The 21,900-nt window shown below is 72.0% G+C and carries 28 protein-coding genes; 7 read left to right on the top strand and 21 right to left on the bottom strand.

Annotation, left to right across the window (positions count from 1 at the left end; genetic code table 11):
* Window positions 1–199: 199 nt before the first annotated feature.
* The gene (tyrS, locus tag BM290_RS42835; RefSeq protein WP_239144086.1) at window positions 200–1,456 is read right to left on the bottom strand and encodes a tyrosine--tRNA ligase; all 1,257 of its coding nucleotides are present in this window, start codon (window positions 1,454–1,456) and stop codon (window positions 200–202) included.
* A 59-nt stretch (window positions 1,457–1,515) separates the two neighbouring features.
* Here tyrS and BM290_RS42830 point away from each other — a divergent pair, with 59 nt between their 5' ends.
* Both BM290_RS42830 and BM290_RS42825 read left to right on the top strand, forming a co-directional pair.
* Window positions 1,516–2,274 (top strand): polyphosphate kinase 2 family protein, encoded by a 759-nt coding sequence (locus BM290_RS42830; RefSeq protein ID WP_093621728.1) that lies wholly within the window; start codon window positions 1,516–1,518, stop codon window positions 2,272–2,274.
* Window positions 2,275–2,310: 36 nt separating this feature from the next.
* Complete coding sequence (locus BM290_RS42825) at window positions 2,311–2,721, top strand: hypothetical protein (RefSeq protein ID WP_093621727.1); 411 nt, start codon at window positions 2,311–2,313, stop codon at window positions 2,719–2,721.
* Window positions 2,722–2,761: 40 nt separating this feature from the next.
* On the opposite strand, the gene ptsP is transcribed toward BM290_RS42825, so the two are convergent.
* From ptsP to BM290_RS42750, 14 genes are all read right to left on the bottom strand, one after another.
* Window positions 2,762–4,405: a phosphoenolpyruvate--protein phosphotransferase gene (ptsP, locus tag BM290_RS42820; protein WP_093621726.1), complete on the bottom strand. Its 1,644-nt coding sequence runs from the start codon at window positions 4,403–4,405 to the stop codon at window positions 2,762–2,764.
* Complete coding sequence (locus BM290_RS42815; RefSeq protein WP_093621725.1) at window positions 4,398–4,670, bottom strand: HPr family phosphocarrier protein; 273 nt, start codon at window positions 4,668–4,670, stop codon at window positions 4,398–4,400. The genes ptsP and BM290_RS42815 overlap by 8 nt, the downstream gene beginning before the upstream one ends.
* Window positions 4,671–4,683: 13 nt before the next feature.
* Window positions 4,684–5,724 (bottom strand): zinc-dependent dehydrogenase, encoded by a 1,041-nt coding sequence (locus BM290_RS42810; protein WP_093621724.1) that lies wholly within the window; start codon window positions 5,722–5,724, stop codon window positions 4,684–4,686.
* A complete protein-coding gene (locus BM290_RS42805) occupies window positions 5,721–6,170 on the bottom strand; it encodes a PTS mannitol transporter subunit IIA (RefSeq protein ID WP_093621723.1) in 450 nt (149 codons plus the stop codon). The genes BM290_RS42810 and BM290_RS42805 overlap by 4 nt, the downstream gene beginning before the upstream one ends.
* Window positions 6,163–6,471: a PTS sugar transporter subunit IIBC family protein gene (locus BM290_RS42800; protein ID WP_093621722.1), complete on the bottom strand. Its 309-nt coding sequence runs from the start codon at window positions 6,469–6,471 to the stop codon at window positions 6,163–6,165. Before BM290_RS42800 ends, BM290_RS42805 begins: the two co-directional genes overlap by 8 nt.
* Before the next feature lie 30 nt (window positions 6,472–6,501).
* Entirely contained in the window at window positions 6,502–7,611 is a 1,110-nt protein-coding gene (mtlA, locus tag BM290_RS42795; RefSeq protein ID WP_093621740.1) for a mannitol-specific PTS transporter subunit IIC, read from the bottom strand.
* A gap of 74 nt (window positions 7,612–7,685) precedes the next feature.
* Entirely contained in the window at window positions 7,686–8,624 is a 939-nt protein-coding gene (gene pfkB / locus BM290_RS42790) for a 1-phosphofructokinase (protein WP_093621721.1), read from the bottom strand.
* Window positions 8,621–9,382: a DeoR/GlpR family DNA-binding transcription regulator gene (locus BM290_RS42785; protein ID WP_093621720.1), complete on the bottom strand. Its 762-nt coding sequence runs from the start codon at window positions 9,380–9,382 to the stop codon at window positions 8,621–8,623. The genes pfkB and BM290_RS42785 overlap by 4 nt, the downstream gene beginning before the upstream one ends.
* A gap of 289 nt (window positions 9,383–9,671) precedes the next feature.
* Window positions 9,672–10,319 (bottom strand): adenylate kinase family protein, encoded by a 648-nt coding sequence (locus BM290_RS42780; RefSeq protein ID WP_093621719.1) that lies wholly within the window; start codon window positions 10,317–10,319, stop codon window positions 9,672–9,674.
* A 16-nt stretch (window positions 10,320–10,335) separates the two neighbouring features.
* The gene (locus tag BM290_RS42775; RefSeq protein ID WP_239144085.1) at window positions 10,336–10,899 is read right to left on the bottom strand and encodes a hypothetical protein; all 564 of its coding nucleotides are present in this window, start codon (window positions 10,897–10,899) and stop codon (window positions 10,336–10,338) included.
* Window positions 10,900–10,919: 20 nt separating this feature from the next.
* Window positions 10,920–11,312, bottom strand: a complete 393-nt coding sequence (locus BM290_RS42770) for a type II toxin-antitoxin system PemK/MazF family toxin (RefSeq protein WP_373871150.1) — start codon at window positions 11,310–11,312, stop codon at window positions 10,920–10,922.
* A 305-nt stretch (window positions 11,313–11,617) separates the two neighbouring features.
* Window positions 11,618–12,400 carry a CAP domain-containing protein gene (locus BM290_RS42760; protein WP_093621718.1) on the bottom strand — a complete coding sequence of 261 codons (783 nt, stop codon included), beginning with the start codon at window positions 12,398–12,400 and terminating at the stop codon, window positions 11,618–11,620.
* A gap of 109 nt (window positions 12,401–12,509) precedes the next feature.
* A complete protein-coding gene (locus tag BM290_RS42755; RefSeq protein WP_093621717.1) occupies window positions 12,510–12,713 on the bottom strand; it encodes a DUF397 domain-containing protein in 204 nt (67 codons plus the stop codon).
* Window positions 12,706–13,578, bottom strand: coding sequence for a helix-turn-helix domain-containing protein (locus tag BM290_RS42750; RefSeq protein ID WP_093621716.1), 873 nt, complete (start codon window positions 13,576–13,578; stop codon window positions 12,706–12,708). Before BM290_RS42750 ends, BM290_RS42755 begins: the two co-directional genes overlap by 8 nt.
* 182 nt (window positions 13,579–13,760) lie before the next feature.
* Here BM290_RS42750 and BM290_RS42745 point away from each other — a divergent pair, with 182 nt between their 5' ends.
* Complete coding sequence (locus tag BM290_RS42745) at window positions 13,761–14,012, top strand: hypothetical protein (protein WP_093621715.1); 252 nt, start codon at window positions 13,761–13,763, stop codon at window positions 14,010–14,012.
* Between the two features lie 5 nt (window positions 14,013–14,017).
* Here the strand turns inward: BM290_RS42745 and BM290_RS42740 are convergent, their stop codons facing one another.
* Entirely contained in the window at window positions 14,018–14,854 is an 837-nt protein-coding gene (locus BM290_RS42740; RefSeq protein WP_093621714.1) for a hypothetical protein, read from the bottom strand.
* A gap of 94 nt (window positions 14,855–14,948) precedes the next feature.
* Window positions 14,949–15,323: a DoxX family protein gene (locus BM290_RS42735; RefSeq protein WP_093621713.1), complete on the bottom strand. Its 375-nt coding sequence runs from the start codon at window positions 15,321–15,323 to the stop codon at window positions 14,949–14,951.
* A gap of 145 nt (window positions 15,324–15,468) precedes the next feature.
* Between BM290_RS42735 and BM290_RS42730 the strand changes: the two genes are divergently transcribed.
* From BM290_RS42730 to BM290_RS42720, 3 genes are read left to right on the top strand one after another with little or no spacing between them, the layout of a single operon-like run.
* Window positions 15,469–15,900 (top strand): MarR family winged helix-turn-helix transcriptional regulator, encoded by a 432-nt coding sequence (locus tag BM290_RS42730; RefSeq protein WP_093621737.1) that lies wholly within the window; start codon window positions 15,469–15,471, stop codon window positions 15,898–15,900.
* 41 nt (window positions 15,901–15,941) lie between these two features.
* Entirely contained in the window at window positions 15,942–16,283 is a 342-nt protein-coding gene (locus tag BM290_RS42725) for a hypothetical protein (protein ID WP_093621712.1), read from the top strand.
* Between the two features lie 28 nt (window positions 16,284–16,311).
* A complete protein-coding gene (locus BM290_RS42720; protein ID WP_093621711.1) occupies window positions 16,312–16,911 on the top strand; it encodes a DNA-3-methyladenine glycosylase in 600 nt (199 codons plus the stop codon).
* Window positions 16,912–16,924: 13 nt separating this feature from the next.
* Here the strand turns inward: BM290_RS42720 and BM290_RS42715 are convergent, their stop codons facing one another.
* The 3 genes from BM290_RS42715 to BM290_RS42705 all read right to left on the bottom strand — a co-directional run bounded on the left by BM290_RS42715 (window position 16,925) and on the right by BM290_RS42705 (window position 20,210).
* A complete protein-coding gene (locus tag BM290_RS42715; protein WP_093621736.1) occupies window positions 16,925–19,078 on the bottom strand; it encodes a HelD family protein in 2,154 nt (717 codons plus the stop codon).
* Between the two features lie 183 nt (window positions 19,079–19,261).
* Window positions 19,262–19,699 (bottom strand): HIT family protein, encoded by a 438-nt coding sequence (locus BM290_RS42710; protein ID WP_093621710.1) that lies wholly within the window; start codon window positions 19,697–19,699, stop codon window positions 19,262–19,264.
* 43 nt (window positions 19,700–19,742) lie between these two features.
* Window positions 19,743–20,210: an RICIN domain-containing protein gene (locus BM290_RS42705; protein ID WP_177320132.1), complete on the bottom strand. Its 468-nt coding sequence runs from the start codon at window positions 20,208–20,210 to the stop codon at window positions 19,743–19,745.
* Between the two features lie 122 nt (window positions 20,211–20,332).
* Here BM290_RS42705 and BM290_RS42700 point away from each other — a divergent pair, with 122 nt between their 5' ends.
* Window positions 20,333–20,848 (top strand): hypothetical protein, encoded by a 516-nt coding sequence (locus BM290_RS42700; RefSeq protein ID WP_093621708.1) that lies wholly within the window; start codon window positions 20,333–20,335, stop codon window positions 20,846–20,848.
* Between the two features lie 132 nt (window positions 20,849–20,980).
* Here BM290_RS42700 and BM290_RS42695 read toward each other — a convergent pair whose 3' ends face one another.
* On the bottom strand, window positions 20,981–21,892 hold the full coding sequence (locus tag BM290_RS42695; protein WP_093621707.1) for a CE1 family esterase: 912 nt from the start codon (window positions 21,890–21,892) through the stop codon (window positions 20,981–20,983).
* Window positions 21,893–21,900 lie beyond the last annotated feature (8 nt).

Raw genomic sequence — 21,900 nt, 5'->3', positions numbered from 1 at the left:
AATGCTTTGGGTTCCTCCAGGACGGCCGCGCCGGGCCCCTGAACCGGGTCCCGCTCGCTCGCCCGTCTCCCTGGCGGCTCGGTAAACATTACTCGTCCACCCCGGCAACTCCAAATCGGGGTCCCGCGACCCCGGTCACACCCGGAAAAGCTGTGGCCCCGGTGCTCGACGACGAGCACCGGGGCCACGAAACAGCAGGTCAGGGCAGCAGTTCGACGCCGGCGAAGGTGCGCTTGCCGCGCCGCAGGACCAGGAAGCGGCCGTGCAGCAGCGCGGACGCCGGGACGACGGCCTCGGAGTCGGTGATGCGCTCGTTGTTCAGGTAGGCGCCGCCCTCGGCGATCGTGCGGCGGGCCTCGTTGGCGGAGGCCACGAGACCGGCGTCCTTCAGCAGCACTCCCACGGCCGGGAGCTCACCTCGTACCTCCAGAAGGCCTGCCTCGGACAACGCGGCGCGCAACGTGTCCGCGGACAGCTCGTCCAGCGAACCTCGCCCGAAGAGGGCCTGGCTGGCGGCGATCGCCTGCCGGGCCTCCTCGGGACCGTGCACCAGGGCGGTGAGCTCCTCGGCGAGGGCTCGCTGCGCGAGCCGTGCCTGCGGCCGCTCGGCCGTCGCCTTCTCCAGCTCCTCCAGCTCCTCGCGGGACTTGAAGCTGAAGTAGCGAAGGTACTGGTTGACGTCGCGGTCGTCGCTGTTGATCCAGAACTGGTAGAAGCTGTACGGCGTGGTCATGGTCGGGTCGAGCCAGACGGCGCCGCCCTCGGTCTTGCCGAACTTGGTGCCGTCGGACTTCAGGACGAGCGGGGTGACGAAGGCGTGGACCGGGCCGGCGCCCCGGCGCCGGACGAAGTCGACGCCGGCGGTGATGTTGCCCCACTGGTCGGAGCCGCCGAACTGCAGCTCGCAGCCGTGCTGGACGTGCAGCTGGTAGAAGTCGTTGGACTGCAGCAGCTGGTAGCTGAACTCGGTGAAGCTGATGCCGCTCTCGAGCCGGTTACGCACCACGTCGCGGGCCAGCATCTTGTTGACCGGGAAGTGCTTGCCGACGTCGCGCAGGAAGTCGACGACCGACATCGGGCCGGTCCAGTCGAGGTTGTTGACGAGGGTGGCCGCGTTGTCGCCGTCGTAGCTGACGAACGGGGACAGCTGAGTGCGGATGCGCTGCACCCAGCCCTCGACCACCTCGGGCGGGTTGAGGCTGCGCTCGCTGGACTCGCGCGGGTCGCCGATCTGCCCGGTGGCGCCACCGACGAGCAGCAGCGGGCGGTGGCCGGCGAGCTGGAGGCGGCGGGCGGTGCACACCTGCATGAGGTGACCGACGTGCAGCGAGGCGGCGGTGGGGTCGAAGCCCACATAGAACGTGATCGAGCCGCCGTCGAGCTTCTTGCGCAGCTCGTCGGGGTCGGTCGAGTCCTGGATCAGTCCGCGCCACAGCAGGTCGTCTACGAAAGTCACACCCGGATTCTCCCGCATCCCCCGGTGCGGATCACAAGTGGATTGGCCATGCTGGGCGGATGGGTCATCTGGGTTCCGCCAATCCACCGTTCGAGATCTCCAAGAAGAAGGCCGAGGCGCGGCTGGAGGCGGCGCAGGAGCGGTTGCTGCGGTTGCGGCTGCTGCTGGGCGGTCAGATCGGGGAGAAGAGGATCGGGCCGCCGTTGTGTGTGGTCTTCGAGGGCTGGGACGCGTCCGGCAAGGGCGGCGCGATCAAGCGGCTGGTGGCGCCGCTGGATCCCCGGCACGTACGGGTGGCGCAGTTCGCCGCGCCGACGTATGACGAGAAGCGGCACCACTTCCTGCAGCGGTTCTGGAACGTGCTGCCCGGCAAGGGCGGGATGGCGGTGCTGGACCGGTCCTGGTACGGCCGGGTGCTGGTGGAGCGGGTCGAGGGTTTCGCGACGGACGAGCAGTGGCGGCGGGCGTACGACGAGATCGCCGAGTTCGAGCGGACGCTGACCGCGGAGGGCATGATCCTGATCAAGTTCTGGATGCACGTGTCGGACGCGGAGCAGCTGAAGCGGTTCGAGAGCCGGCGTGACGATCCGTTGCGGCAGTGGAAGCTGACCGACGAGGACTGGCGCAACCGGGAGAAGCGTGCGGAGTACGAGGCCGCGGTCGAGGAGATGATCGACCGGACCGACCGGCCGAAGGCGCGCTGGCACGTGATCGCCGGGGACGACAAGCCGTATGCCCGGTTCGCCGTGGTGGAGCAGGTGTGTCACGTGCTGGAGTCGAAGCTGGAGAAACGAGGGTACGACTTGAACGCGTTTTGACCGGTCGAAATGGGACATTACGGATAAAGTGGCCGGATGATCATTTCGCGTGGCGTGGCCCTGCTGCTGGGTCTCGCCGCGGTCACGGCGCATCCGTCCGCCGCCGGCGCCACGCTGGGCCATCAGGCCGTTCAGGTGTCGGTCGAGCGTACCCGCGGCGGGTGGAACATGTCGGTCTTCCAGGTGTCCGGCGGCATCCGGGAGGCGGTCGAGGTGCTGCGGATGGCCTCCAGCCGGGCGTTCCGGGGGCTGCGGCCCCGCTACGTGCCGGCCGACCGGTCCGGCCGCTACCGGTACGAGGTGACGGTGACCTACCGCGACGGCGGCCACAAGCGGATCGTCACCTACTCGGACACCCCGGGCGCGCCGCCGCTGCTGTTCGAGGTCATCCGCAAGACCGAGACGTTTCCCACCCCGGTGTTCCCGCCGGGCTTCCCGTTCAGCTGACGAGGAGGGCCTCCCCCGGGGGGAGGGGGAGGCCCTGATCTCACATCGCCCGCTTGCGGGCCTCGGCCGCGTCCGGGGCGGCCACGGCCAGCTCGGCGAGCCGCCGGCACTCCGCCTCGGTGCGCGCGGCGAGAGCCGCCCGGACCGGGCCGATCGCCCGCGGGGACATCGACAGGCTGGTCACCCCGAGCCCGACCAGCACCGGGGCGAGCAGCGGATCGGCGGCCGCCTCCCCGCACACGCCGACCGGTTTGCCGGCCGCCCGGCCGGCCGCACCGCAGACGCCGATCAACTGGAGCAGCGCCGGCTGCCAGGGGTCGAGCAGGTCGGCCAGATCGCCGCACATCCGGTCGGCGGCGAACGTGTACTGGCTCAGGTCGTTCGTGCCGATGCTCAGGAAGTCGACCACCCGGAGCAGGTCGGCGGCCCGCAGCGCGGCGGCCGGAACCTCGATCATGACGCCGGCCTTGGGCAGGCCCGCTTCGCGCACCGCGGCCGCGAAACCGGTCGCCTCGTCCAGGGTGGACACCATCGGCGCCATCACCCACACGTCGGCGCCGGTCTGCGACCGGGCCTCGGCGATCGCGGCGAGCTGCGTGGTCAGCACGTCCGGGCGCTGCCGCGCCACCCGCAGGCCACGAACCCCCAGCGCGGGATTGGGCTCACCGTCCTGGTTGAGGAACGGCAGCGGTTTGTCGGCGCCGGCATCGAGGGTACGGATGACGACGCGCCGCCCGGCCATAGCCGTGAACACGTCCCGGTAGGCGGCGATCTGCTCGTCCAGGGTGGGCTCCTGGGCCCGGTCGAGGAAGAGCAGCTCGGTACGGAACAGGCCGATCCCCTCCGCGTGCGCCTCGTCAGCGGCCGGGACGTTCTTGGCCGAACCGACATTGGCGAGGAGCTTCACGGCGTACCCGTCCGAGGTCTCGCCCGGACCGGTCAGCGTGGACGCCGCGGCAGCCACCTCGGCCGCGCTCTGTGCCGCGGCCGTCGCCTCGGCCTCGGAGACGCCCACCCGCAGCTGCCCGGACGCGCCGTCGAGCAGCACCAGCGTGCCGTCCGGCACGGCCAGCACTCCGGGGCAGGCCACCACCGCGGGCAGGCCGAGCGCGCGGGCCAGGATCGCGGTGTGGCTGGTCGGGCCGCCGACCTCGGTGACCAGGCCGATCACCTGGTCGGGGTCGAGGTCCGCGGTGTCGGCCGGGGCCAGGTCGCGGGCCGCGAGGACGTAGGGGTGGCCGGGCGAGGGCACGCCCGGCATCGGCAGGCCGAGCAGCACCGCCACCGCGCGGTCGCGCAGGTCGTCCAGGTCCGCGACGCGTTCGGCGAGGTAGCCGCCGGCCGCCGCGAAGGCCTCCCGGAAGGTGGCGAAGGCGCCGTCGATGGCGTGCGGGGCGTCGTGCCCCTCGTCGATCAGCTCGCGGACGCCGTCGCGCAGCTCCTCGTCGTCGGCCATCAGCGCCTCGGCCCGCAGCACCTCGGCGACCGTGGCGTCGGTGGCCCGGTCGGCGCGGCGGCCCAGCTCGGCGACCACCTCGGCGAGCGCGGCCTCGGCCCGGCCGTACTCGGCGGCGGCGTCGGTGACCGGGACGGGGGCCGGAAGGGCCGGAGCGGCCGCGATCCGCAACAGCGGACCGGCGGCCGTCCCGGCGCACACCCCGATGCCGGTGAGCACCTCAGGCATCGGCGTCCAGGTCCTTCGCCAGCAGCTCGGCCAGGCTGTCCAGGGCCTCGTCGGCGCCCTCGCCCTCGGCCTCGAGGATCACCTCGGTGCCCTGTTTGGCGCCGAGGGCGAGCACCGACAGCATGCTCTTGGCGGGTACCGGCTTGCGGTCGCCGGACCGGATCGTGACCTTGACCGGGGCCTTGGCGGCCGCCTCGACGAAGATCTTCGCGGGGCGGGCGTGCAGGCCGCTGCTGGAACCGACGGTCACCGTGCGCGTGGGCATGGAGATCTCCTAACTAGGGCTCGATGGTGACCTTGATGGCCTCGCCGCGGGCGACGATGCCGAAGGCGTCGATCGCGCTCTCCAGCGGGAGGCGGTGGGTGATCAGGTCGGCGACCGGCACGGCGCCGGTGGCGACCAGGTTGAGGGCCTCCGCGTTGTGCGCGGGGCTGGACCCGTTGGCGCCGACGATCGTCAGCTCCCGGTAGTGCACCAGGTTGGAGTCGCAGGTGATGGTCGGGTTGTCCTTCGGCAGGCCGCCGAAGAAGCTGATCCGGCCCTGCCGGGCGGCCATCTGGATGGCCTGCTCCTGCGCCTTGCCGGAGGCGGCCGCCGTGATGATCACGTCGGCGCCGCGGCCGTCGGTGAGCTTGAGGACCTCCTCGACCGGGTCGACCTCGCCGGCGCAGATCGCGGCGTCCGGCTTGACCAGGTTGGCGGCCATCTCCAGGCGCTGCCGGCTGAGCTCGACCAGGAAGACGCGGGCGGCGCCGCGGGCCCGGGCCAGCCGGACGTGCAGGCAGCCGATCGGGCCGGAGCCGATGACGACGACGTCGTCGCCCTCGCCGACGCGGGCCAGGTTCTGCGCGTTCAGGGCGCAGGCGAGCGGCTCGGCCACGGAGGCCTCGGCGAACGAGACGCCCTCCGGGATCCGGTTCAGGCCGTCGACCTTCAGGACCTCCTTGGGCACCACCATGAACTGGGCGAAGCCGCCCTCGAAGTGGTAGCCCATCGAGACCTGGTTGGGGCAGATGGTCATCCGGCCACGCACGCACTCGGGGCAGTCGCCGCACGGGATCGCGGCGATGACCTGCACCCGGTCGCCGGCGGACCAGCCGTCTACACCCTCACCGACCTGCACGATCTCACCGGCGATCTCGTGGCCCATCACCCGCGGCGGGTGGATGTGGTGGTGGCCGAACTTCGAGATCTTCACGTCGGTGCCGCAGGTGGAGCAGTTCCGGACCCGGATCTTGACCTCACCGGGGCCGGCCTCGGGCTCCGGCGCGTCCTCGAAACGGACGTCGCCGGGGGCGTGGAATCGTACGACCTTCATTGTTTCGCTTCCTCCTGGATGCTCCCGAGCAGCCGGATCACGGTCTCGGGTTCGGTGGCCTCGCGCAGTTCGCGGGCCTGGTCCTCGTCGAGCAGGATCTCGGCGAGAGCGGCGAGGAGCTCGACGTGGCCGTCGCCCTGGGCGGCGATGGCCACGCACAGGGTGACCGGCTCGCCGTCCCAGTCGACGGTCTCCGGGAAGCGCAGCACCGCGAGGGCGTCCCGCTTCACCAGGTCCTTGCCGGCGAGGGTGCCGTGCGGGATGGCGACCCCCTCGCCGACATAGGTGGAGATCGACTGCTCCCGGGCGAGCATCGTGTCGATGTAGCCCGGTTCCGCGGCCCCGATCTCGACCAGGACCTCGCCGCAGCGACGGATCGCGTCGTCACGGCCCGCGGCCGTCTCCCCGAGCCGGATGGCCCGGGGGTCGAGCAACTGGTCAGACATTGAGATCGGTCCCCTGCTGGATGGCCTTGACCACGCGGGTCACGGCCGGGTCGCCGAGGAAGATCTGGAACGGGACGATCGGCTTGTCCGGCGCCACCAACCGCGCCCGGGCGGCGAGGCCGCTGTGGCAGACCACCACGTCGGCGTCGGCCGGGATCGAGTTCACCGGGGTGTGCTCGACCGTTACCCCGCTCTTGCCGAGCTGCTTGCGCAGGGTGCTGGCCAGCATCACGCTGCTGCCCATTCCCGCGTCGCAGGCGACGACGAGCTTGTGGATGTCCTTGCCGTTGATGGTTGCCATCGCTTCTCTCCTGTGGTGGTTACGCGGTGGTTACGCGTTTTCCTTGTGGCTTGCCTCGACGCCGTCGATGCTCTCCTCCGGCTCCTGGTCGGACTTGAGCTTGCCGAAACCGAGCAGCAGGGAGGCGACCCCGAAGGTGACCGCGGCGGCGATGATGACGCCGAGGATCATCCCGAAGTGGCTGCCCTTCGCGGTGACCGCGAAGAAGGCGAAGATGCTGCCCGGAGCCGGGGAGGCGACGGTGCCCGCGCCGGTGATCATGAAGGTGGCCACACCGGCCATGCCGCCGGCCATCATGGCCAGGATCAGGCGCGGCTTCATCAGCACGTACGGGAAGTAGATCTCGTGGATGCCGCCGAAGAAGTGGATGATCATCGCGGCCGGGGTGGTCGGGCGCAGCGACTTCGGGCCGAAGAAGAAGTACGCGAGGAGCAGGCCCAGGCCGGGGCCGGGGTTCGACTCGATCATGAACAGGATCGACTTGCCGCTCTCCGCCACCTGCTGCACACCGAGCGGGCTGAACACGCCGTGGTTGATGGCGTTGTTGAGGAACAGCACCTTGGCCGGCTCGACCAGGATCGACACCAGCGGCATCAGGCTGTGGTCGAGCAGCCAGTCGACGCCGTTGCCGGCCGCCGTGGTCAGCGAGTTGACGACCGGGCCGATGGCCAGTTTGCCGAGGATCGCGAAGCCACCGCCGATGATGCCGGCCGAGAAGTTGTCGACGAGCATCTCGAAGCCGGGCTTGATCTTGCCCTCGATGGCGTTGTCGAACAGCTTCAGGACGTAGGCGGTGAGCGGGGCGATGATCATCGCGCCGAGGAACATCGGCACGTCGGCGCCGACGACGACACCCATGGTCGCGGTGGCGCCGACGACAGCGCCGCGCTGACCGTGGACCATCCGGCCGCCGGTGTAACCGATCAGGACCGGCAGCAGGTAGGTGATCATCGGGCCGACGAGCTCGGCCAGGCTCTCGTTCGGCAGCCAGCCGACCGGGATGAACAGCGCCGTGATCAGACCCCAGGCGATGATGGCCCCGATGTTGGGCATCACCATCCCGGCGAGGTATCCGCCGAGCTTCTGGACGCGGGCCCGGAATCCGGTTCCGCTGACCTCGGGTGTGTACGAAGAGGCCATGAGGATCTCCATTTCGGTGTGGAGAGTTGATTGAGGGGGTTTGGCCGATCGGCGCTGACGCACCGGCCGGGGGATCAGGAGTGGAGGGGACGGGACGGGTCGGGGTCGGGGGTGACGCGTACCTGCGTACGGTCGAGGTCTGCGGGGGTGGGCATCCGGCTGCCCGGCAGCGAGACCGCGGCCGCGCCCCACGCCAGCCCTTCGGTGAGCGCCTCGGCGCCGCGCGCACCCGCCGCCAGGAAGCCGGCGAGCATCGCGTCGCCCGCGCCGACAGTGCTCCGCGGCACGCTGACCGGGGAGGCGCCGGCCAGGACGCCGTCCGCGTCGACCAGGACCGCGCCGTCGGCGCCGAGGCTGGCCAGGACCGCGCCGGCGCCCGCCGCGCGCAGCCGGCGGCAGGCCTCGATCACGTCGCCGAGGGTGGCCGGCTCCGCGCCGACCGCCTCGGCGAGCTCCTCGCGGTTGGGCTTGACCAGGGCGGCCCCGGCGGCGACGCCGGCCAGCAGGGCCGGGCCGCTGCTGTCGACGGCCAGCCGGTAGCCTGCGCCGACCAGCCGGGAACACAGGTCGGTGAAGGCGTCGATGCCCGGGCCGGGCGGCAGGCTGCCGCAGATGACCACCCAGTCGGCCTGCGCCGCGGCGTCCAGGACGGCCTTGCTGACCTGGGCGAACTCGGCGTCGGAGAGGACCGGGCCGGCCTCGTTGATCTTGGTGACCGTGCCGTCCGGCTCGGCCACGGTGATGTTGGAACGGGTCCGGCCGGCGATCGGCACGGACAGCAGGTCGACGCCCTCGGCGTTGAGCAGGTCGACGAGCTGCTCGCCCTCGGCGCCGCCGGTCGGCACGACAGCGGTGGAACGGACCCCGTTGGCGAGCAGCGCCCGGGACACGTTGACGCCCTTGCCGCCCGGGTCGATGTGGGAGTCGGCGGCTCGCAGCACCTCGCCGCGGACCAGGACGTCGACCTCGAGCGCCCGGTCGACGCTGGGGTTGAGAGTGACAGTGAGGATCATGCCTTCACCACCCGGACGCCGGTGGCCTCCACCTCGGCGGCGAGGTCGTGGTCGAGCCCGTTGTCGGTGATCAGCAGGTCGAGGTCGGTGAGCGCACCGAACTTCGCCAGGTAATCATTGCCGATCTTGGTGTGATCGGCGAGCAGCACCACCCGGCGGGCCGCGGCGATCATCGCCCGCTTGACCGCCGCCTCGGCCGGGTCGGGAGTGGTCATGCCACGCTCGACGGTGCACCCGTTGGTGCCCATGAACGCGACGTCCACATACATGTCGGCGAGCGGCCGCAGCGCCCAGTCGTCCACCGTGGCCAGCGTCTTGCCCCGGACCCGGCCGCCGAGCAGCAGGACCGTCAGGTTGGGCTTGACACCGAGCGCGGCGGCCAGCACCGGCGAGTTCACCACGACGGTGAGCTCGCGGTCGGCCGGCAGCAGCTGGGACAGCCGGGCCGTGGTCGTCCCGGCGTCCAGGATGATCGCCCCGTCCTCCGGGACCTCGGCGAGCGCGGCCTTGGCGATCCGCTCCTTCTCACTGATCAGGACCGCGTCGCGGGCGGCCAGAGCCGGCTCGAAGCCGAGCCGCTCGACCGGGATCGCGCCGCCGTGCACCCGGCGCAGAACACCGGAGCGCTCCAGCACCGTCAGGTCGCGGCGGATCGTCTCGGCCGTCACCCCGAAGGTCTCGGCCAGCGCCACGACGTCCACCCGGCCCTCGGCACGGGCCCGCCGGACTATCTCCTGCTGGCGTTCCTCCGCGTACATCCTTGCTCACCCGCCTGGTTCGTTTTGGCTTTGTCTTTGTTTACGCCCGGTTCTGCCCGAGCGCAATATGTCGAAGAGATTTCGGTCTCTTAAATTCGCAGGATCTTTGGCTTCAAAACGGGCCCAAATAGGAAAGTCCGGTTGTGTTGGTTTCCGGTTCCGTCCGCTTTGGGTTGAGCCCCACAACGCAGACGGGCGCGGCCCCACCTCTCGGTGGGGCCGCGCCCGTCTGATCGATCGCCCCTACCCGGGCGAGGGGTCCTTCATGCCGGCGGGGAACCGGCGAGCGCTAACCGCGGTACGCGGGCAGCCCCAGGGTCTTGCGGATGGCCTGCTGCACCTCGTCGACCGGGGGACGGCCGTCCACGTCGTGCACGACCTCCTTGCGCCGGAACAGCTCCAGCACCGGCCGGGTCTTCTCGTGGTAGTCGGTGAGCCGCGACTCCAGCGCCTCCGGGGTGTCGTCGGCCCGGGTGATCAGCTCGTGGCCGCAGATGTCGCAGCGGCCCTCCTGCTCCGGGCGGTCGGCGATCAGGTTGTAGTCCATGCCGCAGCTCGGGCAGAGCCGGCGGCTGAGCACCCGACGGCGCACCTCGTCGTCCGGCAGCTCCAGGTGGATGACCGCGTCGATGTCGTAGCTCTCCATGAAGAACTCGGCCTGCCGCCCGTTACGGGGGAACCCGTCGATGATGAAGCCGTAGTTCCAGTCGTGGATGCCCATCCGGCGGCGCACCACCTCCTCGACCAGCTCGTCACTGACCAGCTCGCCGGCCGCCATGATGCGTTTGACCTGGGCGCCCATCTTGGTGTGCTGGCGCACGTGCCAGCGGAAGATGTCCCCCACACTGATGTGCACCAGGTCGAGGTCCTCCCGCAGCATCTTGGCCTGGGTGCCCTTGCCGCTGCCCTGCACGCCCATGATCACGTACTTGCGCACGTCGCCTCCAACAAGCTCAGTCCGTCGCGCCGAGGCGCAGCGGGCCGGGCGCGCGCCCGGACAACATGGTCGGATCGATGCTCCAGGCGCCGGCCACCCGGAACACGTCACCCTCGGCGACCAGCACCGAGGTCTCCTCGTCGAGCTCGGCCGGCAGCCCGGCGGCACGCTCGGCCGCGTCCGGCTCGCCGAACCAGGACGTCACCTCACCGGTCTGCCCCACATACCCGAACGCGCGAAGCAGGTCACCCGACTCGGCACGCTGCCACCGGTGCAGCTCGGTGACCCGGTGAGTGGCGAAGAACTGCACCTCGGCGCCGAGCCGCGCGGAGAGCGCCACCACGTCCGGCGGGGTCATCAGCGCGCGGCCGACGGCGAGCACCCACGGGCCCCGGGCGCCGGGCAGCGACGGGGTCACCGCGACCCGGTCGTCGGTGAGATGCGCCAGGTCCAGCCCGTCGCGCCACGGCACGGTCCCGAGATCACGCAGGCCGAGCGCCGTGAGCACCGCGCCGGGATCGTCGCCGGCGACCGCCAGCCACGCCTGCTTGCCACCGAAACCGGTCATGACGTCATTCATGGCCCAACGCTATCCGGGCCTCACGGCCAGCCGTAGTTGCGCCGCAGGATCGCCGCGATCCGGTCGAAACGGGGCCGGTCCAGGATCGCGCCCTCCCGGCGGATGCCGTCCTCGTCGACCTCCAGCACCCGGTCCAGGCGCACCCAGCTGGGCCGCGCGTCGCGGTCCCACTCGCCGGGGCCCAGCGCCAGCCAGTGCCGCTGACCGTCCCGTTCGCTCTGGCTGGAGAGCATCAGGCCGAGCAGCGTCCGGGCGTCCCGGCCCACCACCAGGACCGGCCGGTCCTTGCCCTGCGCCGGGTCGTCCTCATAGGGCACCCAGGTCCAGACGATCTCGCCCGGGTCCGCGTCGCCGTCCAGGTCGGGCGCGTAGGCGAGGTGCCGGCCCTGCTTCGGCACGGCCCGCTTGACCACCGCGGGCTTCGGCGCGGCAGCCTTCGGGGCGGCGGCCTTCGGGGCGGCGGGCTTCGGGGCGGCCGGCTTCGGCTTCGCCGGAGGCGCCTCGGGGGCGGGCGCGGCCTTCGCCGGGGGTGGGGCGGGCTTCGGCGCCGGCGGCTTCGGAGCGATTTTCTTGGGTACGGCCGGAGCGTCCGGCCGCGACGAGGGGGATGCCGGCCGCTCCGCCTGGCCGAGGAGCCGCCGGAGGAAGGCCTTCAGGATTTCGAGCACCGGGCCACCCTACGGGCCGATGCGCCCACCGGCGACAGGGCCGTGATCCCCTACCCCACGAAGTCCTGGGTCATCCAGGTGATGCCCTTGGCGTCGCGGACGATGCTCAGCCCGATCCGGGTGTAGGAGCCGTTCAGCAGGTTCTTGCGGTGCCCGTCGTTCGGCGGCACCTCGGCCAGCATCGAGTCGGTGAGCCCGTTGGCGGCCTGCACCTTCGCCGCGTCACTGCTGCCGCTGGAGCCGTAGCCGATGTTCTCGGCGGCGCCACGCCACGAGACGCCCTGGGCGGTGAACCGGTCGCCCAGGTCCGCCTCGCCGGAGCACCGGTGGGACAGCCCGCACCCGTCGATCATCAGCTGGGTGTGCAGGGCCGCGGCCTTGGACAGGTCGGCGTCGAGGGTGAGCGCCTCGAGCCCGGCGTCGGCGCGGGCGTCGTTGATGTGGGCGAGCACCTGCTCGGCGACCGACCCGGAGGTGACCGGCGCGGTCGTCTTCTTGCTCGCCGCGCCCGCTGTCGCCTTCTTGCTCGCCGACGGGCTGGTCGTCTTCTTGACGGTGACCTTGGGACTGGCCGACCGGGACGGTGACGGCGACGCCGGAGCGCTCACGCTCGGTGATCCGGCCGGGCCGGTGGCGGCCGGGTCGGTCAGCACGTCGTCGGTGCTCTCGCCGGGGGACGGCGCGGCGGCGAGCGGTGCGCTGACGGAGGTGGGGGCGGGCGTCTCGGCGTCGTCGCGGGTGAGCCCCACCACCATGAATCCGGCGCCGATGACGACGGCTGTCGACCCCGCTGCCAGGGTGTAACGGAATCGGGCAGCGGCGGAGAGCGACACGGATATTCACCTCGGTGAGCAGGGGCAGGACGACGCCCCATCACTATGAGCGAGGGCCCGGCCGCCGGCAGCACCGGAAAGGATTCCTTAAGGTTCGGCTCACCGACTTCTAAGAGTCGAACTCGCCGTCGCGCACCCCGGCCAGGAACGCGGCCCACCCGGCCCGCCCGACGATGAGGGTGGCGCCGCCGGGATCCTTGGTGTCGCGGATCGCCACGATGCCGGGGAGATTGACCGCCACCTCGACGCAGTCGCCGCCGTTGCCTCCGCTGCGAGTGCTCTTGTGCCAGACGGCACCCGTCAGGTCAGCCATCGCTCTCCTCGATGATCGTGCGGATGAGGTCGTCGGAACCGGGCTGGTCGAGCGCGACCGCCTCCAGCCCGTCCCAGATCGACTCATACGTCTCCACCTCCGTGAGCTTATCGAGGTAGAGAGCGCCGGTGAGGTTCTCGCAGTAGATGGTGGCCGGCTCGGGGGACGCGGTGCCCACGGCCGGGAACTCCAGGATGGTGAACTGCCCGGAGCTGGCCGCCTTGTGCGGGCCGGCCGCGAACGGGACGACCCGGACCCCGATGTTGCGCCGGGTCGACATGTTGACCAGGTGGGCCAGCTGTTTCTGCATGCCCAGGGTGTCCGGGATGGCCCGGCGCAGCACCCCCTCGTCGACGATCACGTCGAGCCGGGGCGCCTCGGGCAGGCGGCGGCTGAGCAGCGACTGGCGTTCCAGCCGGACGGCCACGGCGCTGCCGACCGCGTCGTCGTCGGCATGCCAGCTGCGGAAAACCGCCTCCGCGTACTCCCTGGTCTGCAGCAGTCCGGGGATCACGCCCGGCGCATAGGACCGCAGGCGGGAGGCGGCCTGCTCCATGCCGACGTAGAGCTCGAACCAGGCGGGGACGACGTCGCCGTACGCGTGCCACCAGCCTTTCGCCTTGGACTCGGCGGCCAGCCCGATGAGCACCTCGGTCATGTGGCCGGGCGCGGAGTAGACGCCGCACATCGCGATCACGTCGTGCTTGCGGACCGGGACCTCGCCGTTCTCGATCCGGTACATCCGGGCGCGGGAGAACTCCAGTTCGCCGGCCGCGGCCATCAGCGAGATGCCGGCCTGCTCGCGCAGCTGCCGGAGCAGCCGGCCGACCTGCCGTCGTGGAACGGTGGAACCCGTCTCGGTCATGCTCTGCCGTCCCCCGCACCGTCCGCCGACTGTCCGGTCGTCTCGAACGAGACGATCGGAACGCCCCGTGCGAGACAGCGGGAATCCATTTCTGGGATTCTCGCCGAACCGGCTTGAGACCGAGCCTAAGGCACGCAAGGCTCCACTGTGTAGTCGACGAATCGCACATGGTGAGGTTTGGCATGTTGGTACCGCGGACCGAGCACGTCGGCGAGCGCCCGTCCTGGGACTGCCGGGTCTGCGGCGAACCGTGGCCGTGCGCCACCGCCAAGGTCGAGCTGGCCGAGCAGTATCAGAACTTCCCGCACGGCCTCGCGATCTACCTGGGCTCGTGCATGCTGGAGGCGATCGACGACCTCGCCGCGGGCACCGGCGGACCGCCCGCCGACCTCTACGAGCGATTCCTCGGCTGGGCGGACACCACGGCCCGCTGAACGGCTCAGCCCTCGACGCGCTCGCGCAGCACGTCGTACAACTGCCGGTCGCGCACCGCGCTGAAGAGGGTGTCACCGGCGCTGCTCAGGATCACGAACGGACAGGCCCGGTCGGCGCCGGTCAGCGTCCGCTCGGCCACCTTGCGGTGGGTGGACACCTCGTAGACGGTCAGCCGGTACTTCCCCTCGACCAGCGGCAACGAGCGCGAGCCGGCCTTGCAGTCCCGGATCCGGCCGCCCGGGCCGGTCAGGTCCAGGCAGGCCACCATCTGGGCACGGACCGGCTCCGGCGCCCACGCGCGGCGTTGGGCGGCGGAACCCGCGAAGGCCGCCTGATTGAGGGTGCGGGTGGTCCGGTAGCCGACCTCGGGGCCGCCGTCCTCACTGATCAGAATCGGATGCGGGGTGTCGCCGCGCAGCTTCGGCGCGGACGGGTAGAACCGGTCCTCGCAGACCCGATGCAGGTCGTCCTCGACGCGTACCCCCTGATCGACAGGCTGCGGACCGGCCGCGGCCGGAACCGAGACCGCGGGCAACGGCCTGCGGGGAGGCGGCGGCGCCGCCGGCGACGTGCCGCCGACGTTGACGAACAGATGGGCGGCGGCGCCGAAGAAGCCGAGCACGGCCACCGCGACGGCCGCGGAGATCAGGCGGGTCCGGCGCCGCGCGGCTCGCTCATCGGACGTGGTACGCACGACGGGCGCGCCGGCCGCGGCGGAGACGCCGGCGGGGCCGGAGCGGCCGGCGTCGAACTCCCCCAGCTCGAGCCCGCCGAGCGCGACCAGCCGCGCGCCGAGTCCCGTCTCGTCCGGCAGCTCCGGCCTCTCCCCTGCCCGTTCCATGACCCGCTCCCCGCCCGCCGCCGCTCCCCGCCCCGGCTCCGCTGCCCAAGGCGACGAACTATATCGATGTGAACAGGGATTCGCACGGTCGGTGTCAGAACGAATACGGCCCGAAACGGCCCCAGGCGACGATCGCGGAGAGCAGGAACAGCACCACGCTCGGGGCGATCGTCGCGAGCTCCTTGCGCCGCACGTGCACCACCATCGCGCCGATCATGGCCAGCGCCAGGCCGGTGGCGGCGAGCGGCACCAGGATCGGGGCCACGTCGAGGGCGGCCGGGAGGATCAGGCCGATCGCGCCCAGCAGCTCCACCGCGCCGATGCCCTTGACCGCGGCCGCGCTGAAGTCCTCGGTCCAGGTCATGCCGGAGGCGGCCAGCTTCTCCTTCGGCTGGCTCAGCTTCATCACGCCGGCGCCCAGGAAGGCGGCGGCGAGCAGGCCGGCGATGACCCACAGGACGATGTTCATAAGTCCTCGACTCACTAGTTCAGTTAAACGATTGAGTGAACGGTAGGCCCGATGACTTAAACATGCAAGTGATCTGAACGGGTAGGATGCGGTCGTGGAGACACCTGAGCCACGCTGGCTGACCAGTGACGAACTCGCCACCTGGATGACCCTGATGGGTGTCCTGATGCGACTGCCCGCGGCCCTCGACGCGCAGTTGCTGCGCGACGCCGGCCTCAGCCATTTCGAGTACGGGATCCTCGCCGGCCTCTCCGAGGCGCCCGGGCGGACCCTGCGGATGAGCCACCTCGCGGTCCTCGCCGAGGGCTCGCTGGCCCGCCTCTCCCAGGCCGTCGGCCGGCTGGAGAAACGCGGCTGGGTGCGCCGCGCCCCCGACCCGACCGACGGCCGCTACACCCTCGCCAGCCTCACCGACGAGGGCTGGGACAAGGTCGTCGCGAGCGCGCCGGGCCATGTGGACAACGTGCGGACGCTGGTCTTCGACACCCTCACCAAGGCCCAGGTCCGCCAGCTCCAGGAAATCGGGCGGCGGATCCTCGGCGCCACCGATCCCGGCGGCTCCTGTCCCACCCGTTAGACCTATTGCCACCCCGCTGACCTGCGGAGATCATCTAGCCCATGTCGACGGAGACCGAAGCCGAACCTCTGGGCTGGTGCGTCGTCGCGGACGTCGCCGGCATCAAACACTTCAATCCGCGTGCCCGCCTGTGGGTGCTGCCGCCACGCCCGGCCGAGGGCGGCGACCGGGTGCTCGCCGTCGGGCACCATCACGGCCGCGACCGCCGGCTCATCCGGATCGCGGTGCCCCGCCGTCATCTCACCGCCTTCCGGGTACGGATGATCTACAACCGGGCCGTGCTGCGTGCCATCGAGCGGCCCGCCGCGAACCTGGCTCCCGCCGTCTGGCCGAGCCGCGCGGAGGCCCAGCGGCAAGCCGATCGATGGAACCAGCGCCACTGACCGCAACCGGGTGTGCTTGGCTTGCCGGGTGACCTTCCCCTGGCTGGAACTGCCCGCGTCCCGCGTCGACGAAGCGGCCCGGCTGCTGCTCGGCTGGCGGCTCACCGCCAACGGCGTGACCGTGCGGCTGACCGAGGTGGAGGCGTACAGCGGGCTCGGCGAGGACCCGGCCAGCCACGCCCACCGCGGCGTCACCGACCGCAACCGGGTGATGTTCGGCCCGGCCGGCCGGCTGTACGTCTACCAGATCTACGGCATGCACTTCTGCGCCAATGTCGTCTGCGGGGAGTCCGGCCGGGCCGCCGCCGTGCTGCTGCGCGCCGGCGCTGTAGTCGACGGCGTCGAGACCGCCCGCGCCCGGCGCCCCGCGGCCCGGCGGGACAGCGACCTGGCCGCCGGGCCGGCCAAGCTCATGCAGGTGCTCGACCTGAACCGGGCCGCCAACGACACCTCGGTGCTCGGCGGCGGCCCGGCCACCCTCACCCCGCCGGACCAGCCGGCCGGACCGGTCTCGGCGGGGCCACGGGTCGGCGTGACCTCGGCCCACGACGTGCCGTGGCGGTTCTGGATCACCGGCGACCCGACGGTCAGCGCGTACCGCCGGCACACGCCACGCGTCCGGTCGTGAGCCCGGCCGGTCGTCAGCGGGCCGGCCGGAGGACGGTGAGGCGCTGGGTGGCGCGGGTCAGGGCCACGTACAGGTCGTTGACGCCCCGGGGCGACTCCGCGCGGATCAGCTCCGGGTCGACCAGGATCACGTCGTCGAACTCCAGGCCCTTGCTCTGCGTCACGGTCAGCAGCACGGCCGGCTCGTCCAGGTCCCGGCCGAGCGTGGGCACCGCGGCGGCGACCTCGGCCAGCCGCGCCCGGGGGACGATCACCGCGAGACTGCCCGACGCCTGGGCGACCAGCGTGGCCAGGTCGGAGACAGTGCCGGTCACCTCGCGGGGCTCGACGCCGGACGAGCGGACCGGGTGCGGCAGGTCGATCGGCGGGTCGGCGTCGGCGAGCAGGCGGCCGGCGTACGCCATGATCTCGGCCGGGGTCCGGTAACTCACGGTCAGCGCCGCGAGACGCCAGCGATCGGCGACGTACGGCGAGAGCACCGCCGACCAGGTGTCCGCACCCCCGCGCGCCCCGGTCTGGGCCAGGTCACCGACGATCGTCATGGACCGGCTCGGGCATCGCCGCATCAGCATCCGCCACGCCATCGGGCTCAGCTCCTGCGCCTCGTCCACGATCACGTGCCCGAACGCCCACCGCCGGTCGGCCGCCGCCCGCTCGGCGGCCGACCGTGAGTCCCGGTCGGCGTAGCGCTCGGCGAGCACGGCGGCCTCCAGAACGTCGGCCGCGTTCGGGATCTCGGCCTCCTCGTCGTCCTCGGCCTCGTACGACATCGAGCCCGCCGAGATGTCCAGGACACCCTGCGCGTAGTCGAGCCGCCGCCGCAGATCCCGGGCGGCCCGGGCCCGGCGCGCCGAGTCGTCCTCCCCGAGCAGTTCGGCCGCCTCGTCGAGCAGCGGCACGTCGGCCGCGCTCCAGCCGCCGCCCGGCGCCCGTCGCAGCGGGTCGCTGCCGGTCGTCGCCCACAGATCGCTGAGGAACCGCTCCGGGGTGAGCGCCGGCCACAGCTCGTCCAGCGCCGCCCGCACCCCGGGCAGTGCGGCCAGGTCGGCGCGGATGTCCGCCAGATCCGCGTCGTCCAGCACGTTCGGCGAGGTCAGCGCGTCGTCCGCGCCGAGCGGGTCGTCCCAGAACGGGTCCGCGCCGATCCGGTCGGCCACCTGGCGGGCCAGCACGTCCAGCACCCCGGCCACGAAGATCGGCCGGGCCAGGTTGTGCGGCAGCCCCGACGCCCGGGCCCGGCGGCGCACCACCTCGGTGTCGTACCGGTCCAGCCGTACCACGTGCCGGTCCACCTCGATCTCGATCGGCGACTGCGGGACACGCTGCCGCGCGGCCACCGCCTCGATCAGGAAGTCCACCATCTCGGCCCGGCCCTTCAGCTCGGCCGCCTCCGGCGGCTCCGGCCGGGTCCCGGACACGCCCGGGAACAGGTCGCCCGGCGTCGCCAGCAGCACGCCGGTCTCCGCCAGCGACGGCAGCACCTGCGAGATGTAGCGCAGGAACGTCGGGTTCGGGCCGACGATCAGCACGCCCCGGGCGCTCAGCTGCTCGCGGTGGGTGTAGAGCAGGTACGCCGCCCGGTGCAGGGCCACCGCCGTCTTGCCGGTGCCCGGGCCGCCCTGCACCACCAGCACACCGCCGGACTCCGACCGGATCACCCGGTCCTGCTCGGCCTGGATGGTCGCCACGATGTCACGCATCCAGCCGGTGCGGCGCGCGTCCAGGGCGGCGAGCAGCGCGGCCTCGCCGACCAGCGCCCGGCCCTCGGCGGCCGCGGCGACATCGGCGTCCAGGACCTCGTCGTCGAGATCCACGACGGTACGGTCGCGGGTCCGGATGTGGCGGCGGCGGCTGATGCCGTACGAGGTGACGGCCGTCGCCACATAGAACGGACGGGCCGCCGGCGCCCGCCAGTCGACCAGCAGCGGCTCGTCGGCGTCGTGGATGCCGATCCGGCCGATGTGGAGGGCGCCGCCGTCGCGGGGATCGAGGCGTCCGAAGCACAGGCCGGCCTCGACGGCGTCGTAGCGGGCCACCCGCTCGGCATACGCCCGGGCCGACGCGTCCCGGTGCGACCGTGCCTGCGGTGTGCCGCCGGACTGCCGCCACGTGCCGGTCAGGTGATCGCGGGCCCGCTCCCGCATCTCGTCCAGCCGGGTGTAGAGCATCGAGACGTACTCCTGCTCCTCGGCGAACTGCTCCTGGACGAACTGCTCCTGGACGAATGCGGATTCCGTGCCGGAAACGCTTGACAGACTTGACACTCTGAGCCCCCAGGCGTAATCTAATGGTGGGACTTTCTGCCGCACGCGATTCTTAGACGTGCGAGCGTCCAGAGTACACGCCTGTTCTCAGGACAACAGGATCTTCACGGCCGCGGCATCCGCGCGCCACGTCTCCTCGGCCAGCACCGGCGGCTCGCCCGCGGGCAGCGGCCCCGACCCGCCCACGTCGTCCGGATAGCGGGCGGCCACGTGGGTGTGCAGGTGCGACCGCCGGTCACCCAGGGTCAGATAGTTGAGCTTGGCCGGGCGGAAACAATCCCGGATCGCCCGGGCCACGGTCAGCACCTCGCGGTGATACAGATCGGACTCGACCGGGCTCAGATCGATCGGCTCGACCACGTGCCGGCCGCGCCACACCACGATCGCGTACCCCCGGACGAACGACCGCCTCGGCACATACGTGTCGGTGACCCGCCCCGACCAGACCCGCAGGCCGAACTCGGTCTCGTCCCGGCGGTCACCGCACCAGCGGCACCCGTCATCCCCCGCACCGTCCGCGCGCACCCGAGAACCATAAACGATCCTCGATCCCTGTACGGGGCGGGAACTACCCGGGGTTCACCGACCGCCAGCGCTGCGTCACCGCGCCGGTGCAGTCACGGAGGCGTACCTTGCCCAAGCCTGCGGCGTCCACCGACAGCTCGGTGAGGCAGCGGCCCCGCGAACCGCCGGCCTGCAGCGTCGTGGTGTACCACCAGTTCTGGTTCGCCTGGTAGGTGCAGCGGGCCACCACCACCCGCGAGCCGGTCGGGTTCGGCTGCACACAGTTCTCGCCCTGGGTGAAGTGGCCCTCGCTGGTCTGATAGAAGTCCTGGTCCCGGTTCGCCCGGTCGCAGACGCCGGTGTGCAGGACCGTGCCGGCCGGGCCGCCGGTGAGACAGCGGTGCGGGGTCTTCTCGGTGACGATCCAGCCCTGGTGCAGCGGCGGCGGCGAGGGCACGGCGACCGCCGGCACGACGGGGACGGCGACCAGGAGAGCCGCCGCGACGGAGAGGAGCACCCGGCTGGTCAGCATCTCCCGACTGTAGGAACGCGGCGGGAGCAGCGCTGACGAATCGCCGCAACGGTCGGACCGCGCTCGGCGGATAGCGCGAAAAGCACTCCTGCGGGGCATGCGGGACATTAGCGTCGACGGTGATGTTCTCACGTCGAGGCCTGATCGGGTTGAGTCTGGTGTGCGGGGCCGGCGTGCTGTGGGCGGCGGCGCTCATCATCGCGTACGCGTTCGCCGCCCGCCCGGTGATCATGCCGGTCGCCGTGGGGTTCGCCGCCCTCCTGACCGTGCCGGGGTTCGCGGCCGGCATCCTCGCCAACCGGCGCGGCTACCAGACCCGGCAGCCCCGGCGGCTGTGGCGTCTCGCGTCATGGGTCCCGCCGCATGTGCCGCTGTGGGCGGCGATAGCGGCGGCGCTGACGTTCTTCGGCTTCTGGCTGGCGCTGGTGCTGGCGTTCGCCGCGCTCGACGGCACACCACAACGGCGCGGCGCCGAGTACCTGCTCGTCGACCACGATCGGGAGACCGTCGTCGACAGGCCCGCCTACGACCGGCAGCTCGACCACGAGACCCAGATCTCGCTCGCGGTGCTCGGCGCGTTCGCGGTCGGCGGCACGTTCCTGTGCGCCGCCCGAGCCACCGACCACGAGGAGGGCTGAACCCCACGGCCGGTCCCGCGTTTCCAGAGGGCGGCGCGCTCCAGGGGCCGTTCTAAAAGCGGCGGGCTTCAGGAGCGGCGGGCTTCAGGAGCGGCGGGCTTCAGGAGCGGCGAGCTTCAGGAGCGGCGAACTTCAGGGGGCGGCGGCGAAGAAGCGGGCTATCTCGGTGGTGGCGTCCACGGCGGTGGACGGCGGGTCGAGGCCGAGAGCCGCGGTGACGGCCGGGTTGGCCGGGGTGGCGCCGGGCCACTGGTGGCCCGCGCCGGCGATGCTGATCAGTTCGACCGTGCGGCCGCCCGGACAGGCAGCGATCGACCTGGTCACCGGGCCGTCGACGGTTTCGGCCGGTGCGGCGCAGGAGGCGGCGGAACGCCACGCGGCGATCATGTCGGGCACGGCCGGGCCGTCGATGCGGATCGGGACACGGCCGGCGCCGCCGTTGTCGCGTCTGCCGGGGCCGCCCGCCCACGGGACGCTCCCGTCGGCGGTGCCGTGGACGTGCAGGACCGCGACCGGCGCGGGGTGCGGGCAGTCGCCGATGACGGTGCCGGCGACCGGGGCGATCGCGGAGAAGACGGTGCTGTCGCAGGCCAGCCGGTACGCCATCATCGCCCCGTTGGACATGCCGGTGACCCGGACCCGGGACGCGTCGACCGGCGCGCCCCGGGACACCGCCGCCACCACGGCCTCGAGGAACGCGACGTCGTCGACGCCGTCCCGGGTGGCCGGGCCGCAGCAGCCGGGGCCGGCGTTCCACGAGCGGCCGGCGCCGTCGGGGTAGGCGACCAGGAAACCGTCGCGGTCGGCGGCGGCGTCCCAGCCGTACGCCCGCTCCGCCTGTGTCCCGGAACCCGCCCCGCCGTGCAGCACCAGCACCAGCGGGACCGCCCGCCCGGACGGCAGCGACGGCGGACGGTAGGTACGGAAGGTCCGTTCTCCCAGGGTGTGCGTGGTGCTTCCGGGACCGATCGGGTCGTCGTCGCGGGAGCATCCGGCGGGCAGCAGGAACAGCAGCGTGAGCGCGAGCGGCAGCAGGCGGGGCATGGGCGCAT

It is taken from the genome of Actinoplanes philippinensis, assembly GCF_900113015.1.
Taxonomy (GTDB): domain Bacteria; phylum Actinomycetota; class Actinomycetes; order Mycobacteriales; family Micromonosporaceae; genus Actinoplanes; species Actinoplanes philippinensis.
Note: the sequence above shows the minus strand (reverse complement) of the source record. Positions and strands in the feature narration are given on the sequence as shown.

Bases quoted from the DNA above. Each gene is read 5' to 3' on its own strand.
- BM290_RS42830 (WP_093621728.1), top strand. From the start codon at position 1,516: ATGGGTCATCTGGGTTCCGCCAATCCACCGTTCGAGATCTCCAAGAAG.
- BM290_RS42825 (WP_093621727.1), top strand. From the start codon at position 2,311: ATGATCATTTCGCGTGGCGTGGCCCTGCTGCTGGGTCTCGCCGCGGTC.
- ptsP (WP_093621726.1), bottom strand. From the start codon at position 4,405: ATGCCTGAGGTGCTCACCGGCATCGGGGTGTGCGCCGGGACGGCCGCC.
- BM290_RS42815 (WP_093621725.1), bottom strand. From the start codon at position 4,670: ATGCCCACGCGCACGGTGACCGTCGGTTCCAGCAGCGGCCTGCACGCC.
- BM290_RS42810 (WP_093621724.1), bottom strand. From the start codon at position 5,724: ATGAAGGTCGTACGATTCCACGCCCCCGGCGACGTCCGTTTCGAGGAC.
- BM290_RS42805 (WP_093621723.1), bottom strand. From the start codon at position 6,170: ATGTCTGACCAGTTGCTCGACCCCCGGGCCATCCGGCTCGGGGAGACG.
- BM290_RS42800 (WP_093621722.1), bottom strand. From the start codon at position 6,471: ATGGCAACCATCAACGGCAAGGACATCCACAAGCTCGTCGTCGCCTGC.
- mtlA (WP_093621740.1), bottom strand. From the start codon at position 7,611: ATGGCCTCTTCGTACACACCCGAGGTCAGCGGAACCGGATTCCGGGCC.
- pfkB (WP_093621721.1), bottom strand. From the start codon at position 8,624: ATGATCCTCACTGTCACTCTCAACCCCAGCGTCGACCGGGCGCTCGAG.
- BM290_RS42785 (WP_093621720.1), bottom strand. From the start codon at position 9,382: ATGTACGCGGAGGAACGCCAGCAGGAGATAGTCCGGCGGGCCCGTGCC.
- BM290_RS42775 (WP_239144085.1), bottom strand. From the start codon at position 10,899: ATGAATGACGTCATGACCGGTTTCGGTGGCAAGCAGGCGTGGCTGGCG.
- BM290_RS42755 (WP_093621717.1), bottom strand. From the start codon at position 12,713: ATGGCTGACCTGACGGGTGCCGTCTGGCACAAGAGCACTCGCAGCGGA.
- BM290_RS42750 (WP_093621716.1), bottom strand. From the start codon at position 13,578: ATGACCGAGACGGGTTCCACCGTTCCACGACGGCAGGTCGGCCGGCTG.
- BM290_RS42745 (WP_093621715.1), top strand. From the start codon at position 13,761: ATGTTGGTACCGCGGACCGAGCACGTCGGCGAGCGCCCGTCCTGGGAC.
- BM290_RS42740 (WP_093621714.1), bottom strand. From the start codon at position 14,854: ATGGAACGGGCAGGGGAGAGGCCGGAGCTGCCGGACGAGACGGGACTC.
- BM290_RS42735 (WP_093621713.1), bottom strand. From the start codon at position 15,323: ATGAACATCGTCCTGTGGGTCATCGCCGGCCTGCTCGCCGCCGCCTTC.
- BM290_RS42730 (WP_093621737.1), top strand. From the start codon at position 15,469: ATGACCCTGATGGGTGTCCTGATGCGACTGCCCGCGGCCCTCGACGCG.
- BM290_RS42725 (WP_093621712.1), top strand. From the start codon at position 15,942: ATGTCGACGGAGACCGAAGCCGAACCTCTGGGCTGGTGCGTCGTCGCG.
- BM290_RS42715 (WP_093621736.1), bottom strand. From the start codon at position 19,078: ATGCTCTACACCCGGCTGGACGAGATGCGGGAGCGGGCCCGCGATCAC.
- BM290_RS42705 (WP_177320132.1), bottom strand. From the start codon at position 20,210: ATGCTGACCAGCCGGGTGCTCCTCTCCGTCGCGGCGGCTCTCCTGGTC.
- BM290_RS42700 (WP_093621708.1), top strand. From the start codon at position 20,333: ATGTTCTCACGTCGAGGCCTGATCGGGTTGAGTCTGGTGTGCGGGGCC.
- BM290_RS42695 (WP_093621707.1), bottom strand. From the start codon at position 21,892: ATGCCCCGCCTGCTGCCGCTCGCGCTCACGCTGCTGTTCCTGCTGCCC.